Origin of the sequence: Pseudomonas aegrilactucae (genome assembly GCF_019168305.1) — a bacterium.
GTDB lineage: Bacteria > Pseudomonadota > Gammaproteobacteria > Pseudomonadales > Pseudomonadaceae > Aquipseudomonas > Aquipseudomonas aegrilactucae.
The window spans coordinates 14883-31427 of the sequence record NZ_JAHTBI010000047.1 but is presented as its reverse complement, the minus strand read 5'-3'; the positions used below and the strand labels follow the sequence as shown (position 1 = coordinate 31427).

Annotated in this window: 14 protein-coding genes and 2 tRNA genes; 12 read left to right on the top strand and 4 right to left on the bottom strand. The window is 64.1% G+C overall.

Going from position 1 to position 16545, the window contains the following annotated elements; genetic code table 11:
- Positions 1-24 precede the first annotated feature (24 nt).
- Complete coding sequence (locus KUO17_RS13625; RefSeq protein ID WP_217976072.1) at positions 25-291, top strand: hypothetical protein; 267 nt, start codon at positions 25-27, stop codon at positions 289-291.
- A gap of 31 nt (positions 292-322) precedes the next feature.
- On the top strand, positions 323-1081 hold the full coding sequence (locus tag KUO17_RS13620; protein WP_217976071.1) for a TerC family protein: 759 nt from the start codon (positions 323-325) through the stop codon (positions 1079-1081).
- Between the two features lie 86 nt (positions 1082-1167).
- Here KUO17_RS13620 and KUO17_RS13615 read toward each other — a convergent pair whose 3' ends face one another.
- Positions 1168-1329, bottom strand: a complete 162-nt coding sequence (locus KUO17_RS13615; RefSeq protein WP_217976070.1) for a hypothetical protein — start codon at positions 1327-1329, stop codon at positions 1168-1170.
- 216 nt (positions 1330-1545) lie between these two features.
- Between KUO17_RS13615 and KUO17_RS13610 the strand changes: the two genes are divergently transcribed.
- Positions 1546-2226, top strand: a complete 681-nt coding sequence (locus KUO17_RS13610; protein ID WP_217976069.1) for a peptidase C39 family protein — start codon at positions 1546-1548, stop codon at positions 2224-2226.
- Between the two features lie 18 nt (positions 2227-2244).
- Here KUO17_RS13610 and KUO17_RS13605 read toward each other — a convergent pair whose 3' ends face one another.
- Entirely contained in the window at positions 2245-3528 is a 1284-nt protein-coding gene (locus KUO17_RS13605) for an NAD(P)/FAD-dependent oxidoreductase (RefSeq protein WP_217976068.1), read from the bottom strand.
- Between the two features lie 204 nt (positions 3529-3732).
- On the opposite strand from KUO17_RS13605, the gene KUO17_RS13600 reads away from it, so the two are divergent.
- Positions 3733-3809, top strand: a tRNA-Val gene (locus tag KUO17_RS13600).
- Positions 3810-3966: 157 nt separating this feature from the next.
- Positions 3967-4043 (top strand) — tRNA-Val (locus KUO17_RS13595).
- 117 nt (positions 4044-4160) lie between these two features.
- On the opposite strand, the gene KUO17_RS13590 is transcribed toward KUO17_RS13595, so the two are convergent.
- Complete coding sequence (locus KUO17_RS13590; protein ID WP_217976067.1) at positions 4161-4379, bottom strand: hypothetical protein; 219 nt, start codon at positions 4377-4379, stop codon at positions 4161-4163.
- 146 nt (positions 4380-4525) lie between these two features.
- Here KUO17_RS13590 and KUO17_RS13585 point away from each other — a divergent pair, with 146 nt between their 5' ends.
- Positions 4526-5080 (top strand): NADPH-dependent FMN reductase, encoded by a 555-nt coding sequence (locus KUO17_RS13585; RefSeq protein ID WP_217976066.1) that lies wholly within the window; start codon positions 4526-4528, stop codon positions 5078-5080.
- A gap of 111 nt (positions 5081-5191) precedes the next feature.
- Here the strand turns inward: KUO17_RS13585 and phnX are convergent, their stop codons facing one another.
- Positions 5192-6019 (bottom strand): phosphonoacetaldehyde hydrolase, encoded by an 828-nt coding sequence (phnX, locus tag KUO17_RS13580; protein WP_217976065.1) that lies wholly within the window; start codon positions 6017-6019, stop codon positions 5192-5194.
- A 213-nt stretch (positions 6020-6232) separates the two neighbouring features.
- On the opposite strand from phnX, the gene KUO17_RS13575 reads away from it, so the two are divergent.
- The 6 genes from KUO17_RS13575 to KUO17_RS13550 all read left to right on the top strand — a co-directional run bounded on the left by KUO17_RS13575 (position 6233) and on the right by KUO17_RS13550 (position 16541).
- Positions 6233-7105 (top strand): LysR substrate-binding domain-containing protein, encoded by an 873-nt coding sequence (locus KUO17_RS13575; RefSeq protein ID WP_217976064.1) that lies wholly within the window; start codon positions 6233-6235, stop codon positions 7103-7105.
- 2 nt (positions 7106-7107) lie between these two features.
- On the top strand, positions 7108-8121 hold the full coding sequence (locus KUO17_RS13570) for an AraC family transcriptional regulator (RefSeq protein ID WP_217976063.1): 1014 nt from the start codon (positions 7108-7110) through the stop codon (positions 8119-8121).
- Between the two features lie 82 nt (positions 8122-8203).
- Positions 8204-12772, top strand: a complete 4569-nt coding sequence (locus KUO17_RS26965; protein ID WP_217976062.1) for an NEL-type E3 ubiquitin ligase domain-containing protein — start codon at positions 8204-8206, stop codon at positions 12770-12772.
- 138 nt (positions 12773-12910) lie between these two features.
- A complete protein-coding gene (locus KUO17_RS13560) occupies positions 12911-14563 on the top strand; it encodes an AMP-binding protein (protein ID WP_217976061.1) in 1653 nt (550 codons plus the stop codon).
- Positions 14564-14572: 9 nt separating this feature from the next.
- Positions 14573-15340: an SDR family NAD(P)-dependent oxidoreductase gene (locus KUO17_RS13555; protein ID WP_217976060.1), complete on the top strand. Its 768-nt coding sequence runs from the start codon at positions 14573-14575 to the stop codon at positions 15338-15340.
- Positions 15341-15353: 13 nt separating this feature from the next.
- Positions 15354-16541: an acetyl-CoA C-acyltransferase gene (locus KUO17_RS13550; protein ID WP_217976059.1), complete on the top strand. Its 1188-nt coding sequence runs from the start codon at positions 15354-15356 to the stop codon at positions 16539-16541.
- The last annotated feature ends 4 nt before the right edge of the window (positions 16542-16545 follow it).

Genomic DNA, 16545 nt, shown 5'->3' with positions numbered 1-16545 from the left:
CCAGACGTGCAAAGCGAGGAACCCATGCTTCAATTCAAATCGATCGGTACACCCTTGGTGATGCTGTTGGCGCTGTTTGCCATGAGCGGTTGCGACCAGGCGGAAAAGTCCGCGCAGCAGATGCTCAACCAGGCGGCCGAGTCGGCCAAGGAAGCGATCGACAAGACCAACGACGCGGCCCAGCAGGCGCTTAGCGATGCCACCGGCTCGCAGTTGGCAAAAAAGCCTGACGATGGCCAGGACACGCCCCAGAGCAAACCCGAGCGCGATAAAAGCGCCCAGGAAATCTGACCCTTTCTTCACACTGATTCAGGATTGATCCATGGAATACCTGCTGGAACTTGCTGCAAGCCCGACCGCCTGGGTCGCCCTGGCCACTCTGGTGGCGATGGAAATCGTGCTGGGTATCGACAACCTGATCTTTATCTCGATCCTGACCAACAAGTTGCCCGAGCAGTTCCGCTCCAAGGCGCGGCGCATCGGTATCAGCATGGCGCTGGTGATGCGTTTGGGCCTGCTGAGCACCATCGCGTGGATCGTGCAACTGACCGAGCCGGTGATCGATGTGTTCGGGCATGCATTCTCGTGGAAGGACATGATCCTGATCGCGGGCGGCCTGTTCCTGTTGTGGAAGGCCACGTCGGAAATCCACCACAGCGTCGATCCGCGTGCCAAGGAAGAAACCAAGGCGTCGTCCACCGTCACCCTGGGCTTCGCTGCGGCTATCGGTCAGATCCTGGTGCTGGACATCGTGTTCTCGATCGACAGCATCATTACCGCCGTGGGCATGACCGAGCACTTGCCGATCATGATCATCGCGGTGGTCAGTGCCGTGATCGTGATGCTGGTGGCGGCCGACCCGCTGGCCAAGTTCATCAACGACAACCCGACCGTGGTGATGCTGGCGCTGGGCTTCCTGATCATGATCGGCATGACCCTGATCGCCGAAGGTTTTGGCGCGCATGTGCCTAAAGGCTACGTGTATGCCGCCATGGCGTTCTCGACCTTGATCGAGGTCCTCAACATCATGTCGCGCCGTGCGCGTGAGAAGCGCGAAGCGCTGGAAAACCAGGCTGGATAAAACCTTCGCCGGCAATGCTTGCTCCTTGCAGGAGCCAGCGTTGCTGGCGAAAGCCGTTACGCGGATTGGGTCAGTTCACCCGTGCATCAATGCGCGTTGGCGTGTCGTTGTACCGCAGGTGCAGCCTTGCGCGGCTGCGGGTGGTGCAGGTGATGGCGCCGCGCAATGCGCAACACGCCCCAGAGCATGGCCGCGGCAACCACCAGCCACGTGCCGATCAACAGAAAGATTCCCATCGTCAGACTCATTGCGTGCCTCCTTCGACTGGGCAAGCTGGGCTCGCCATTCGGACACAAGCTCAGTCTAGCCCATCGCCTGTGACAATCGGTTGACCAATGGCCCCGCGCCTTGGTTCAGTTCGCTCTAAGCCCGCTTCGGGCTATACCCCACGCTTCAGCGGGCCTATCATCGCAGGCCAGTGGCCGGGCGTTCGTGTACCTGGCATCAGCCCAAAGCGAGTGTCCATGCTGCCCATTGCCTCGAAACGTCGTCTCTCCCGTCACCTGTTGCTGGCCTGCGCGCTGGCCGCGAGCCTGGTCGGCTGTGCCAGCCAGCCCTCGTCCCAGCTCAAGAGCCTGCCGCAGCGGGTCGAGCTAGGTGCGGTGCCGTTCTACCGGGGGGTTGCCTACCAGAGCGCGCCCATGGCCCTGGCTGCGATCCTCTCGCAGCAGGGCGTGCGCATCACCCCCGGCCTGCTCGAGGGCGCGCTGCAACTGCCTCAGGGCGTGGACAAACTGCAGGGGTCGATGCAAACCGCAGCCCGCCAGTACGGCATGCTGGTGTACCCGCTGGACGCCAGCCTGCCGGCCTTGCTGGCCCAGGTGGCCGCGGGCAATCCGGTGCTGTTGCGCTATCAGGAAGGTTCTGCGTTCTGGAGCGAGCCGCGCTATGGCGTGCTGATCGGGTATGACCGCTATAAATCGCGGGTGCTCCTGCGCGCAGGCAACAACCGGCGCCTGCTGATGGACTTCGACGATTTTGCCGGCGCCTGGAAGAAAGAGGGAAGTTGGGCGGTGCTGGTGCAGCCGCCAGGCCAACTGCCGGCCCAGGTGGACCGGCAACGCTGGCTCAAGGCCGCCAACGAACTGGCACAGGCCGGCCAGGAGCAGGCGGCGCGCCAGGCCGTCACCGCCCTGGGGCAATGACGGCCGGGTGGTGCGCGGTTACACGCCCAGGCGGTCGCGCAGGCTGTAGTACCACGCACCCAGCGCGCTGAACGGTACGCGCAGCATCTGCCCGCCGGGGAATGGGTAGTGCGGCAGTTCGGCGAAGGCGTCGAAGCGCTCGGCCTGGCCGCGCAGGGCCTCGGCCAGCACCTTGCCAGCCAGGTGGGTATAGGTCACGCCGTGACCGCTGCAGCCCTGCGAGTAATAGATGTTGTCGCCCAGGCGACCCACCTGTGGCAGGCGCGACAGGGTCAGCAGGAAGTTGCCGGTCCAGGCGTAGTCGATCTTCACATCCTTGAGCTGCGGGAAGGCCTTGAGCATTTTCGGACGAATGATGGCCTCGATGTTGGCCGGGTCACGCGCGCCGTACACCACACCACCGCCGAAGATCAGGCGCTTGTCGCCGGTCAGGCGGTAGTAGTCGAGCAGGTAGTTGCAGTCCTCGACACAGTAGTCCTGGGGCAGCAGGGTACGGGCCAGTTCTTCGCTCAACGGCTCGGTGGTGATCACCTGGGTGCCGCACGGCATCGACTTGGAGGCCAGTTCCGGTACCAGGTTGCCCAGGTAGGCGTTGCCGGCCACGATGATGAACTTGGCCCGCACCTTGCCTTGCGGGGTGTGCACCACCGGGTTGGCACCACGCTCGATGCGGATGGCCGGGGACTGTTCGTAGATCTTGCCGCCCAGCGATTCAACGGCGGCGGCTTCGCCCAGCGCCAGGTTGAGCGGGTGAATGTGGCCGCCGCTCATGTCGAGCATGCCGCCAATGTAGCTGTCACAGGCGACCACTTCGCGGATGCGGCGCTGGTCCATCAGTTCCAGCTGGGTGTGGCCGTAGCGCTCCCACAGGCGTTGCTGAGACTCCAGGTGGCCCATCTGCTTGCTGGTCAATGCAGCAAACACGCCACCGTCTTTCAGGTCGCACTGGATGTTGTACTTGGCCACGCGCTCGCGGATGATGCGCCCGCCCTCGAAAGCCATCTGGCCCAGCAGTTGCGCCTGCTTGGGGCCGACGGTGCGCTCGATCACGTCGATGTCGCGGCTGTAGCTGTTGACGATCTGCCCGCCGTTACGGCCCGAAGCACCAAAGCCGACCTTGGCGGCTTCGAGCACGGTCACGCTGAAGCCGTTCTCGAGCAGGAACAGGGCGCTGGACAGGCCGGTGTAACCCGCACCGATCACGCAGACGTCGGTCTGTACTTCTTCCTGCAGGCTTGGGCGCTGTGGGACGGGGTTGGCCGAGGCGGCGTAATACGACTGGGGGTAGGGGGTGTTGGCCATGCGCGGGCACCTCTGGGTTTGTAGTTGTATGTTCTATATTTTTTACGATTGCGCAGATCGTATCAACAATAATAAACACCCGCCAGCCGGACGGTACAAATCGCTGAATCTTGGCCGTTGATAAAAAATATTAGTATTCAGTGGCTTAGCGTCAAAAAAAGTATTGACACTGTGGTTCGTTTGCGTAGAATGCCGCCTCACAGCAGGCACATAGCTCAGTTGGTTAGAGCACCACCTTGACATGGTGGGGGTCGTTGGTTCGAATCCAATTGTGCCTACCAAACATTTCCGCCCCTGCTGGCGGAACACAAAAAGGCGATCCGCAAGGGTCGCCTTTTTCGTTTGGGCGGTTGCTGGGCCCAGGTTCAAAGTCGCTGATTTTTTTGCACATTTCGCTTTACGCAAGGGGCTGAACCTGAGTAGAATGCGGCCCTCAGCAGGCACATAGCTCAGTTGGTTAGAGCACCACCTTGACATGGTGGGGGTCGTTGGTTCGAATCCAATTGTGCCTACCAAACATTTCCGTCCATGCTGGCGGAACATAAAAAGGGCGATCCGCAAGGATCGCCCTTTTTATTTGCCTGCACAAAGGCGCGTGGCGCGACTCGAATGCTCAAGCCGCGCAGGGTACGTCAGGGAATACGGATGATCTCCACACCGCTCTGTACCAGCTCGAAGCGATCCTCGCCCAAGTGGTTGACCCGGTCGCCGATAGCCAGCCGGTAGCTGGTGATCGGCAGGGTGGCGGCACTTCCATCGGCCTGCAGGGTGGCTTCCTGAAATTCATGGACGGGGTAGATGCGTCCTTCAGCATCCCGAGCATGAAATTGTCCGACCAGTACTGCTGTCATTTAGCGTGTGACCTCTGAAGTGTTCTCTATGGGGCATAGACCACTGTTTTGCCTGGGAAGTTTTGTCCTGGCGGAAAAAAACCTGTGGGCGGCGGTGTAGCGTCTATAACTACCACTTCTCTATGTCGATCAGGTGGGAGTGTGCCATGAGCCAGGTCTATAAGGTTGCGGTATTGGTGGGCAGCTTGCGCAAGGCGTCCATCAACCGCAAGGTCGCCCATGCCCTGGCGCAACTGGCGCCGGCCAGCCTCACGCTGGAGATTGTCGAAATTGGCGAGTTGGCACTGTACAACGAGGATATCGACGTCGACCCGCCAGCGGCCTATACCGCGTTCCGTGAGCAGTTGCGCGCCAGCGACGCGGTGCTGTTCGTCACACCTGAATACAACCGTTCGGTGCCGGGCGTATTGAAAAACGCCATTGATGTCGGCTCGCGGCCCTATGGGCAAAGCGCCTTCGGCAAGAAGCCGGGCGCGGTGATCAGTGTGTCGCCTGGGGCGGTGGGGGGCTTTGGTGCCAACCATCATTTGCGCCAGTCGCTGGTGTTCCTCGATGTGCCGTGCATGCAGCAACCGGAAGCCTACGTGGGCGGGGCGGCGACGCTGTTCGATGAGCATGGCGCATTGTCGGAGAAGACTCGGCCGTTTCTGCAGAGCTTTATCGACAGTTATGCGGCGTGGGTGGCGCGCCACCTGGGCTGATATCGCGGCGCTCCCTGCGCGGGCAAGCCAGCTCCCACAGTTACCCCGCCGTGCTCACGAGCAGTGGTGTCTGTGCGGGGTTTGGCTTGCCAGCGAAAGCGTCCGTGATGTCTATACCGCCTGAGGCATCTCGCCCAGCGCCAGGCGCCGGTTGATATCTGCCACCACCTCAGGCAGCTCGTTGAGGGTGTCGATCAGGTAGTGCGGGCGCGAGCCCTCGAACAGTGCGTGAATGCGCGAGCGCTCGGCCGCCAGTTGCTGCTGATCCAGTGCACGGTAGCTTTCATAGGTAAGCCCCAGGGCATTGCCCGAGCACACCAGGGCCACCGTCCACATGCCAGCGCGCCGGCCTTCGAGAATGCCCGGCACGGTGTCATCCACCTTCACGCAGGCCGCCACATCGTCGATCCCCAGTGCAATCACGTTGGCCAGCGCCTGGGCCGGCCACGGGCGGCCATTGGGGGTTTCATCGGTAGCTACCACATGGTCGGCCACATAGCCATTGCGCGCTGCCAGGGCCACCACCTTGTCCATCACCACTTTCGGATAGCCGGAACACGAGCCGATCTTCAGGCCTTGCTGGCGCAACTGGTTGATGGTGCCCAGCGCGCCGGGTATCAGCGCCGAATGCGTGGCGATCTTTTCGATCTGCAACGGCATGAAGCGGTTGTACAAGGCCGTCACGTCCTCATCGCTCGGCGTGCGCCCGAACACCTTGCGGTAGCGCTCGGCGATCTGTGGCTGGTCGCACAGGGTGCGGATATGGTCCCACTTGCCCATGCCCATCGGGCCGCGGGCTTCTTCGATGGACACCTGTACATCGAACTCGGCAAAGGCTTCGACGAAGATCTGCGTCGGGGCGAAAGAGCCGAAGTCGACCACGGTGCCGGCCCAGTCCAGGATCACGGCGTGCAAGTGGGTGGGTTGGGTGTAGTTCATGGTGTATTCCTTGGTCTGTCATGCCGCTGAAAGGGGTCAACTTGCCCGGGTAGAGGATGAAGCCCTTGGCCTGAGGTCAGCAGGACAGGGTGATTGCTCATTAAGGTGGGCCTCGCAAGCGGTGGGCTGAAACTACGGGGCCTACGTTGCAATTACGCGCACTATCAATCAAATTGTTTGTTGTTATTCCAGGCATAAGTCAGGCCGATAGATATGAACCTGTTCCAGCTCCGCGCGTTCGATGCCGTAGCCCGTGAGGGCAGCTTTACCCGCGCGGCTGCGCGGCTTTTCATCAGCCAGCCGGCCGTGACCGGGCACATCAAGGCGCTGGAGGAGCATTACCAGCTCACCTTGCTGCGACGTACTGCACGTCGGGTCGAACTGACCGAGGAGGGCATCCGTCTGGCGGCGATCACCCGCGCCATGTTCGGCCTGGCCGAAGAGGCCCAGGCTTTGCTGGAGGCCAACCGGCAGTTGCTCTCCGGGCGGCTTGAAGTCGCCGCCGACGGCCCGCATCTGGTCATGCCGATGCTGGCCCGGTTACGTGAGCGCTATCCCGGCGTCACGGTCAACCTGCGCCTGGGCAATGCCCAGCAAACCCTGGCTGCGTTGTTGTCCGAACATGCTGATGTGGCGGTGCTGACCGAGGTCGAGCCGCGCCATGGCCTGTACCTGCAAAGCCTGGGAGGTTCGCGGATCTGTGCGTTGCTGCCGGCAGGGCACCCCTGGGCAGTGACTGACGATGACGTGCCCCTGGCTGAACTGGACCAGCAGATCATGGTGCTGCGTGAGCCCGGCTCGATCACCCGGCGTACCTTCGACCAGGCCTGCCGACAGGCCCAGGTGCAGCCACGGGTGCTGCTGGAACTCGACAGCCGTGAGGCGGTGACCGAAGCCGTGGCGGCGCAGTTGGGCATGGGGATCGTGTCATCGGCCGAAATCAGTCATGATCCGCGCGTGGTGACAAGGCCGATCAGTGGGGCAGGGCTGGTCAACCAGCACATGCTCGGGTGCCTGCAGCGGCGCCGCGAGTTACGCCTGATCCAGACGTTCCTGAACCTGGCGGTCGAGCAACGAGACGAATGAGCATGCGTGACAAAGACACGATAGCCATGCAACTGGTGCGCGAAGCGCTGTTGCAGAGCTGCCCGCAAGAACAGGCCAGCAGTGCGCTGCTGCAGCGCGTAGGGATCGACCCGCAGCGTTTGCACTGCATCGAGGCGCGGGTGCCGGCCACGGCCTATGCGCACCTGTGGCGTTTGCTGGCGCGGCGCAGCAATGACGAGTTTTTCTGCATGGACCCGCGTGGCCTGCGCAGCGGCAGTCTGGCGTTTTTGTGCCAGGCGTCGATGGTGCAGCCCAGCGTCGGTGCGGCACTGGACTGCGCGTTGAGCTTCCTGTCGTTGATGCTCGAGCACCTGCAACCGGTACTGGTGCGTCAGCAGAGCCTGGCAGAGATCGTGATCGGCGAGCCCCAGAGCACTCCACGACGTGCCTTCACCTATTTCACCTTCTGGATGATCGTGCATGGTGTGGCCTGTTGGCTGGCCGGTCGGCGCATTCCGATCCTGGCCATCGAACTGCGCTGCGCTGCGCCCGACTTTTGCGACGACTACCGCGTGATGTTTTCGCAGAACCTGCAGTTCGATCGTCCGCGTACCCGTATGATTTTCGCTGCCGATTGCCTCGAACTGCCGATCAGGCGCAGTGCCGACGAACTGCAACGCTTTCTCGCCCAGGCGCCGGCCAATATCCTGGTCAAGTATCGCGATCCAGACAGCCTGGCGCGGCGGATCAAGGACGACCTGCGCCAGTTGCCGGCGGTGTACTGGCCGGAAACCGAAACACTGGCCCAGCGCTTGTGCATTTCAGCCTCCACCCTGCGTCGCCGCCTGGCCGACGAGGGCCAGACTTATCAGGCGCTCAAGGACAGTGTGCGCCGCGAACTGGCCATCGCTTGGCTGGCCGATGCCCAGGTCAGCTACGGGGAGATTGCCGAGCGCCTTGGGTTTGCCGACCCCCGTTCGTTCTACAAGGCCTTTCGCAAATGGTCGGGGTGCAACCCTGGGCACTACCGTAGCGTCGTGCTCGGCTCGGGCTGAGCACGCAAGGCAAGCCTTCCTGCTCCCTTGCCAGAGCTGCTGCTCCTAGTCTGGCTGCCCACCCTTCAGCGGAGCAGGCGCAGTGAGCCAGACCTCGAGCACCAGTACTACCTTTGAGCCACCCGATGACTCCATCCTTCTTGATCGCTTCATCGGTGAGCGCCTGCCGGAGTGGCTCAAGGCTGCATCCACGGAGCAGGCGCACGCATTGACTGCTGCGCTGGTTCGCCAGCAACAGTCTCTGGAAGCGCTGACCGAGCTGTTCCAGGGGCTGCAGTCACCTGGCGCGTTCGGTGCGCCGTTGCTGGAGCAGGCCCTGCGCGACACCCTGGGGCTGCAACTCGATACACGCACGGCGCACTGGAAGGAGGTGCGTCTGCGTCAGGTACGTCCTGGGCTTTCGGCCACTCCCATGCCGGTACTTGAGGCGCTCGAAATCGAAAGCCCGCTGTTGCAGCGCGCATTGCAGAACTTCAGCGAGGCTGCAGGCGGCTATTGGGGGTTCTTCCAGGGGACGGCGATCGTTTCTGCCGGGCAGACACTGGGGGTCGCCCCCGAACGCTTTGCCGGCCTGTGCCGTAGGCTGGATCTGGGCCAGAAGTATCAGGCTCACCTGGACGCTGTGTTCGACCCGCCGGATAACGCGCTCAAGCGCCAGCGTCATGGGCTGCTGGCCGCTGAGCAACGTCACCAGCTGGAGGCAGCCACGCATATCAGCTACCTGAAAAAAGACATCGATGAGGCGGCCTACCGCATGCTGTGCCAGGTGGTCGAGGGGGCTGGCCAGGTGACCTACGCCGAGCACCCGGTCAGGGTGCGCAGCATTGAGGTGTTGGGGCAGTACGTGCACGGCGCCGTCGCCTTCCTGGCCCGTGGCACGCCGCTGGAGGGATCGGTGCGCTGGACCGAGGCGGGGCTGGTACGCCAGGTCGTGGTGTTTCTGCCAGGCGACCTGCAGCGTCCACTGCGTCAGTATCCATCATGGTATGCGTGCGCAACGGATCTGGGGCTGGCCTTGAAAACGGCCGACTACCTGGCCTACTTCCAGGGCTTGATCGGTCTGGAGGGGCGCGCCGCGTTCCTTGCGGCGTGGCAGGCGCAGCGCGAAGCGGCGCGGCCGGAACTGCAACTGCTGGATTACGCGCTGACGGGTGAGCTGTTTGCCAGCCTTGCGCAGTTGCGTATCGCCAGGCTCAAGGCCGACGCGGCGGTGCTTGCCGTACCTACGGCCAAGGTCGACGACGCGCAGGCCGAGGCGCGCCGTCAGGCCTACCTGGCTGCTGGTCAAACCCTGCTCGGGATCGCGGCCTCGTTCATCCCCGGGATCGGCCAGATCATGCTGGCCAGTAGCGTCGGGCAACTGCTCGAGGAGGTCTATGAGGGCGTTGTCGACTGGAACCAGGGCCAGCGCAGGCAAGCCCTGCTTCACCTGACCGGGGTTGCACAGAACGTGCTTGCCAGCGTTGCAATGGGGGCGGGCGTCGCGGGGCTGGTGGCGGTGGCAACGCGTACGGCGTTCGTCGATGGGCTCATGCCAATGGTGCGCAGCAGCGGTCAGTACCGCCTATGGAGCGAGGACCTGGCCGCCTATCGCCATGCGCGTGTGATGGCTGACACCCTGGTGCGGCGCAGTGATGGGCTTTATGAAGACGCCGAGGCACTCTGGCTCAAGCATGATGGGCACATTTATCAGGTCCGCGAGCGCGACGGGCGTTGGCTGCTGCAGCACCCGCAGCGTGACCAGGCGTATGCGCCTGTGCTGCAAGGCAATGGCGAAGGTGCCTGGCGCCTGCCTGGCGAGCATCCGTTGCAGTGGTCGGGCAGTGCCTTGCTGATGCGACGCCTGGGCCCTCTGGGTGAAGGACTGAGTGACGCGCAGGTCGCTCAGGTCCTGGTGATCGCTGATATCGACGAAGCGCGCTTGCGCGGTTTGCATGTGCAAAACCGACGCATGCCGGTCCGTCTGCGCGATACGCTGGTGCGCCTGGGCATCGATGCCCGCATCTCGACATTCTTCGAGCGCCTGCATCGGCAGACCGATACCCAAGGCCTTGATCCTGTGCTCTATGCCTTCTGCAGGGAACACGTGCAGGCCTCGGAGGATGCCGAGCAGGACTCGGAGCTCGATCGTATCTGGGAACAGATGCCACGCTTGCGCCTGGCGCTGTTCGAGCACCTTGAGGCTGCCACGCTGACCGAAGCGGATGCCAGCGTGGGCGTGTTGCAGCGGGACTTCCCCGGCTTGCCGCACCGCTACGCCCAGTCGCTGATCGAGCAGGCCGACGCAACGCAACGCCAGGCCATGCAGCAGACCCGCCGTGTCCCCTTGGCCGTGGCCGAGCAGGCCCGCCATACCTTGCGTGAAGTGCGTCTGAGTCGGGCGCTGGAAAGCCTGTGCCTGCACAACGTGTACAGCGTCGACGGTGTGCGCCTGGCCTTTGGCCTGCTGCGGCGCATGCCGGCCTGGCCCGACGGACTCAACCTGGAGCTACGCGAGCGCTCGCCCAGCGGACGTCTGCTCGAGCGTCAGTTGTCGCTCAGCGATACCCGCCTGACCCGGGTGCTGGTGCGCCACGACGGGCGTTTTTCGGTGTACGACAGCGAAGGCTACGAGATCGACGACCCGATCCCCGCGCCGCAGGGGTTGTTCGAGGCCATCGCCTGCTGCCTGACCCGCGAACAGCGTCGGGCCCTGGGTTGGACGCGCCATGACAGCGCCGCAGAGATACGTCAGGCCCTGGCTGCCCTGGCATTGGCCAATACGCGCGACGCGGCGCGTCTGATCGGGCAGGTCCAGCCGTCGGGGCGCTTCAGCCCGCCCCGGCGGCTGGCGGACGGTCGCCTCGGGTATCCGCTCAGCGGCCGTGGCAACGCCGCACACCAGCCGCTGGTGAGCGTGGTACGTACCCTGTTTCCAGGCTATGACGCACTTCAGATCGATGTGCTTCTGACCGAGTTGCAGGGGGGCTCGGTTGCGCCGATGACGGCATTGATGCGCTTGCTCGAGCAGTATCAGAGCCTTGATGTGAGCCTGCAGTTGTGGTGTTGCGAAGTGTTTGGCCAGTCGCGCCAGTGGCGCCGCCAGGTGGCCGATGAGCTGCGCCGATGCTGGCGGCGACAGACAGATCGAGTGATCAATGGTGGCGGAATGCTGATCGGTTATCGTCTGAACCTGGTATCGATACCGGTGGGACATTTGCCGGTCCTGGCAGCCGACATCGATTTTTCCCATGTAATCGACCTTACATTGATGGGCATGGGCTTGACCGAGCAGTCCAACAGCTTTCTGCAGCGTTTCGTCGGCGTGCGCTGGCTCAACCTGGCGAACAACCACTTCGGTCGTATCCCACCTGCGTTGAACCGCATGACCTGGCTCCGTGAGGTGAACCTGAACCTCAACCAGATCAACCTGCGCAACACCGGCGTCAATACCCTTGCGTCACTGCATCGGCTTGAAGTGTTGAACCTGGATAACAACCCCATTGAAGTTTTGCCGAACATGTCGGGCATGTCCAACTTGCGCCATGTGTGGTTGCGCAGTGCCCGTCTGCAGCTGTTTCCCGCGGGGTTGCTCACGTGTCCGTTTCTGGATTTCGTCGACTTGCGCGACAACTACATCACTCAGTTGCCGGAGCAGTTTTTCGTGGCCGAGTCGCCGAGTATCTACCTGCTGCAGCGTAACCCTCTGCCGCAGGCCGTCTGGGACCGCATCAGCGAGCTTCAGCAGTTGGCACCCGCGCTGGACGCAGCGGCCGGTGCTGTCGTCCCCGCTGCAAACATCACGCAGAGTCGCGCGCTTTGGCTCGAACTGACCGACGAGGCGCAGCTCCAGGCGCGTAGCCGTTACTGGGAAAGCCTTGTTGCAGAACCTGCTGGCTCGGATTTTTTCCAACTGTTGACCGCACTGACCGGGTCGGCGGATTTCCAGCATACCCGTGCCGAACTGGACCAGCGTGTGTGGCGCATGCTCGAGGCGATGGTGCAGAGCACTGCGCTGCGCGAGGAGATGTTCGAGCTGGCCGCCAGCCCGACGACCTGCGTAGACAGTGTGTCGTCCACCTACAGTGCGCTGGAGGTGCGCTTTCTACTGTTTCAGGCCGTGGGCACCGACAGCCCGGGCGATCAGCGGGGTGAGGCGCTGCTTGCTTTCGCGCGTCGGCTGTTTCGCCTTGAGCAGGTCGAGCAGTTCGCCCGCGCCGACATCCAGGCGAGGGGGCTGGAGGGGCGCGGGGTGGATGAAGTCGAGGTGAGCCTTGCCTACCGCACCCGCCTGGCCGCCGCGCTGGACCTGCCTGGGCAGCCGCGCAACATGCAGTTCGCCGAAGTGGCTGGCGTGGCGCCGGCGCAGATAGACCAGGCCCAGCAGGTCGTACTCGCTGCCGAGCGGACCGACCAGTTGGCGACGTTCATCAGTGGCCGGGACTTCTGGCTGGCGCACCTGCGCCGGGTGCATGACGGCGAGTTCGAGCACGTCGAACAACCGTTCTGGGATCGCCTCGAAGGGCTGGCCGCGCAACAGGACACGCTGGCGGAAGGGGCGTATCTGATGCAAATGAACACGCTGCGCAGCGAACGCGAGGCGGCGGTGCAGGCGCTGGTGGTGCGCCTGACCCAGGCGGCGTTGCAGGCTGCCTCGCCGCCTGCGGGCTAGCGAGGCGGGCCCCGTGCAGTCAGTGGCCAAACCAGTCATCCAGATTGACAGCTTTGGCCATTGTCGATGCACTGCAGTGGCGCGACTATCGTCAGATCATTCGTTCTATTCCAACAATAAGAAACGAGGAGTCTGGCGATGCGTGACTACAGTGGCGCGGCAGGTCGCTTCAATTACATCCAAACCGCTGCTCAGGGGCTGCAGGGCAGCCTGGATGCGCTCAACGCGTGCGTGGAGTGCTGTGACCGGCATGTGGCCAGCGGCAGTGTTGCGCTGTACTGGGAAGGCCGTGACGGGCGCAGTGCCGAATATACCTTCGCAGCGTTGCACGCCCAGGCCCAGCGCATGGCCAACGTGCTCAAGGCCCAGGGCGTCGGCCAGGGTGACCGCGTGGCGGGCCTGCTGCCGCGCACCGTCGAGCTGCTGATTACGGTACTGGCCACCTGGCGCCTGGGCGCGGTCTACCAGCCGCTGTTCACGGCCTTCGGGCCAACGGCCATCGAGCACCGCCTGCACGGGTCCGGGGCGCGGGTGGTGGTCACCGACCGCACCAACCGGCCCAAGCTCGACGACGTCGAGGGCTGCCCGCATATCATTACCGTGGACGCCGACCCGCAGTCTGCCGACCTGGACTTCCATGGTGCACTGCAGGGCGCCAGCGAGCACTGCCCGGCCGTGCTGCTGCACGCCGATGCAGCGTTTCTGCTGATGTTCACCTCCGGCACCACCGGCCCGGCCAAACCACTGTATGTGCCGCTGCGCGCGATTGTGGCGTTCCAGGGCTACATGCGCGACGCCATCGACCTGCGCCCGCAGGATGCGTTCTGGAACCTGGCCGACCCGGGCTGGGCGTACGGGCTGTATTACGCGGTCACCGGGCCCTTGGCGCTGGGCCATGCCACCACCTTCTTCGATGGCCCGTTCAGCGTCGAGAGTACCTGCCACGTCATCAACAAGTACCGCATCACCAACCTGGCCGGCTCGCCCACTGCCTACCGCATGCTGATCGCCGCGGGCGAGGCGTTCGCGGCACCGATCAAGGGCCGCCTGCGGGTGCTCAGCAGCGCCGGCGAGCCGCTCAACCCCCAGGTGATCCGCTGGTTTGCCGAGCATCTGGACGTGACCATTCACGATCACTACGGCCAGACCGAGCTGGGCATGGTGCTGTGCAACCACCATGGCCTTGAACACCCGGTGCACATGGGCTCGGCCGGCTTCGCGGTGCCTGGCCACCGCGTCGTGGTGCTCGACGAACAGCAGCGCGAACTGCCCGCCGGGCAACCGGGAACCCTCGCGGTGGATCGCGAGCAGTCACCGCTGTGCTGGTTTGGCGGCTATCACGGCGGGCCAACCAAGGCGTTCGTCGGCAAGTACTACCTGAGCGGCGACACGGTCGAGCTCAACGAGGATGGCAGTATCAGCTTCGTCGGCCGCAACGACGATGTGATCACCACCTCCGGCTACCGGGTCGGCCCGTTCGACGTGGAAAGCGCGCTGATCGAGCACCCGGCCGTGATCGAGGCCGCCGTGGTCGGCAAGCCCGACCCGCAGCGCACCGAACTGATCAAGGCGTTCGTGGTGCTGGCCGCCGGCGTGGAGGGCACGCCGGAGCTGGCCGAAAACCTGCGCCAGCAGGTGCGCCAGCGACTCTATGCGCACGCCTATCCCCGCGAAATCGAGTTTGTCAGCGAGCTGCCCAAGACCCCGAGCGGCAAGCTGCAGCGTTTCATCCTGCGCAATCAGGAAATTGCCAAACTACATGCCGCGCCGACGCCAGCCGCCAGCGCCTGAGGACGACTTATGCTCATTGCCAACAAGAACTTCATCGTCAGCGGTGCCGCCTCCGGGCTGGGCGCCGCCACTGCCGACATGCTGATCGCCGCCGGCGCCCAGGTGATGCTGGTGGACCTGAACGCCGAGGCCGTGGCCGCCAAGGCGGCGGCCCTGGGCGACAAGGCCCGCTTCGCCGTGGCCGACATCAGCCAGCAGGCGCCGGCCAAGGCCGCAGTGGACGCTGCCATCAGTGCATTCGGCAGCCTGCACGGGCTGGTCAACTGCGCCGGCATCGTCGGCGCCGAAAAGGTCCTGGGCAAACAGGGCCCGCATGGTCTGGACAGCTTCAGCCGGGTGATCAACGTCAACCTGATCGGCAGTTTCAACCTGCTGCGCCTGGTGGCTGCGGCCATGGCTGAAGGCGAGGCGGGGGCGGATGGCGAGCGCGGGGTCATCATCAATACCGCGTCCATCGCCGCCTATGACGGCCAGATCGGCCAGGCCGCCTATGCAGCGTCCAAGGGCGCGATTGCCAGCCTGACCCTGCCGGCTGCGCGTGAGCTGGCGCGCTTCGGGATCCGTGTGATGACCATCGCGCCGGGTATCTTCGAGACTCCGATGATGGCCGGCATGACCCAGGAAGTGCGCGACTCGCTGGCGGCCGGCGTACCGTTCCCGCCGCGCCTGGGGCGCCCGCAGGAGTACGCCGCGCTGGCGCGCCACATCATTGAAAACAGCATGCTCAACGGCGAGGTGATCCGCCTTGACGGTGCCTTGCGCATGGCTGCCAAATAATCAGGAGAAGAGCATGACCCGTGACCCGATCGTTATCGTCAGTGCCGTGCGCACGCCCATGGGCGGCCTGCAGGGCGACCTGAAAAGCCTGACCGCGCCGCAACTCGGTGCTGCCGCGATTCGCGCGGCGCTCGAGCGGGCCGGCGTGGCCGCCGACAGCGTCGACCAGGTGTTGTTCGGCTGCGTGCTGCCGGCCGGCCTGGGCCAGGCCCCGGCGCGTCAGGCCGCCCTGGGCGCCGGCCTGCACAAGGGCACCACCTGCACCACGCTGAACAAGATGTGCGGTTCGGGCATGCAGGCCGCTATCATGGCCCATGACCTGCTGCTGGCCGGCACTGCCGAGGTGGTGGTGGCCGGCGGCATGGAGAGCATGTCCAACGCGCCGTACCTGCTGGACAAGGCGCGCAGTGGTTACCGCATGGGCCACGGCAAGATCATCGATCACATGTTTTCCGACGGCCTGGAGGATGCCTACGACAAGGGCCGCCTGATGGGCACCTTTGCAGAGGATTGCGCGCAGGCCCTGGGCTTCAGTCGCAAGGTGCAGGACGACTTTGCGATTGCCTCGCTGACCCGTGCGCAGCAGGCGATCGAGAACGGCAGCTTTGCCGCCGAGATCGTGCCGGTGGAGGTAACCGAGGGCAAGCAGACCCGCCTGGTCAGCCATGACGAGCAACCGCCCAAGGCGCGCCTGGACAAGATCCCCCAGCTCAAGCCGGCGTTTCGCGACGGCGGTACGGTGACGGCGGCCAATTCCAGTTCGATCTCCGACGGCGCGGCGGCGCTGGTGCTGATGCGCAGGTCCCAGGCCGAGCAGCGTGGCCTCAAGCCGCTGGCGGTGATTCACGGGCATGCGGCGTTCGCCGATGAGCCGTCGCTGTTCCCCACCGCGCCGATCGGCGCGATCGACGCGCTGCTCAAGCGCACCGGCTGGAACCTGGCCGAGGTCGACCTGTTCGAGATCAACGAAGCCTTTGCCGTGGTCACCCTTGCCGCGATGAAGCAGTTGGACCTGCCCCATGACAAGGTCAACGTCCACGGTGGCGCCTGTGCCCTGGGCCATCCGATTGGCGCATCGGGGGCGCGCATTCTGGTCACCTTGCTCGCGGCGCTGCGCCAGAAGGGCCTGCGCCGCGGTATCGCGGCTATCTGCATTGGCGGCGGCGAAGCCACAGCCATGGCCGTCGAGTGTCTGGACTGAGGTG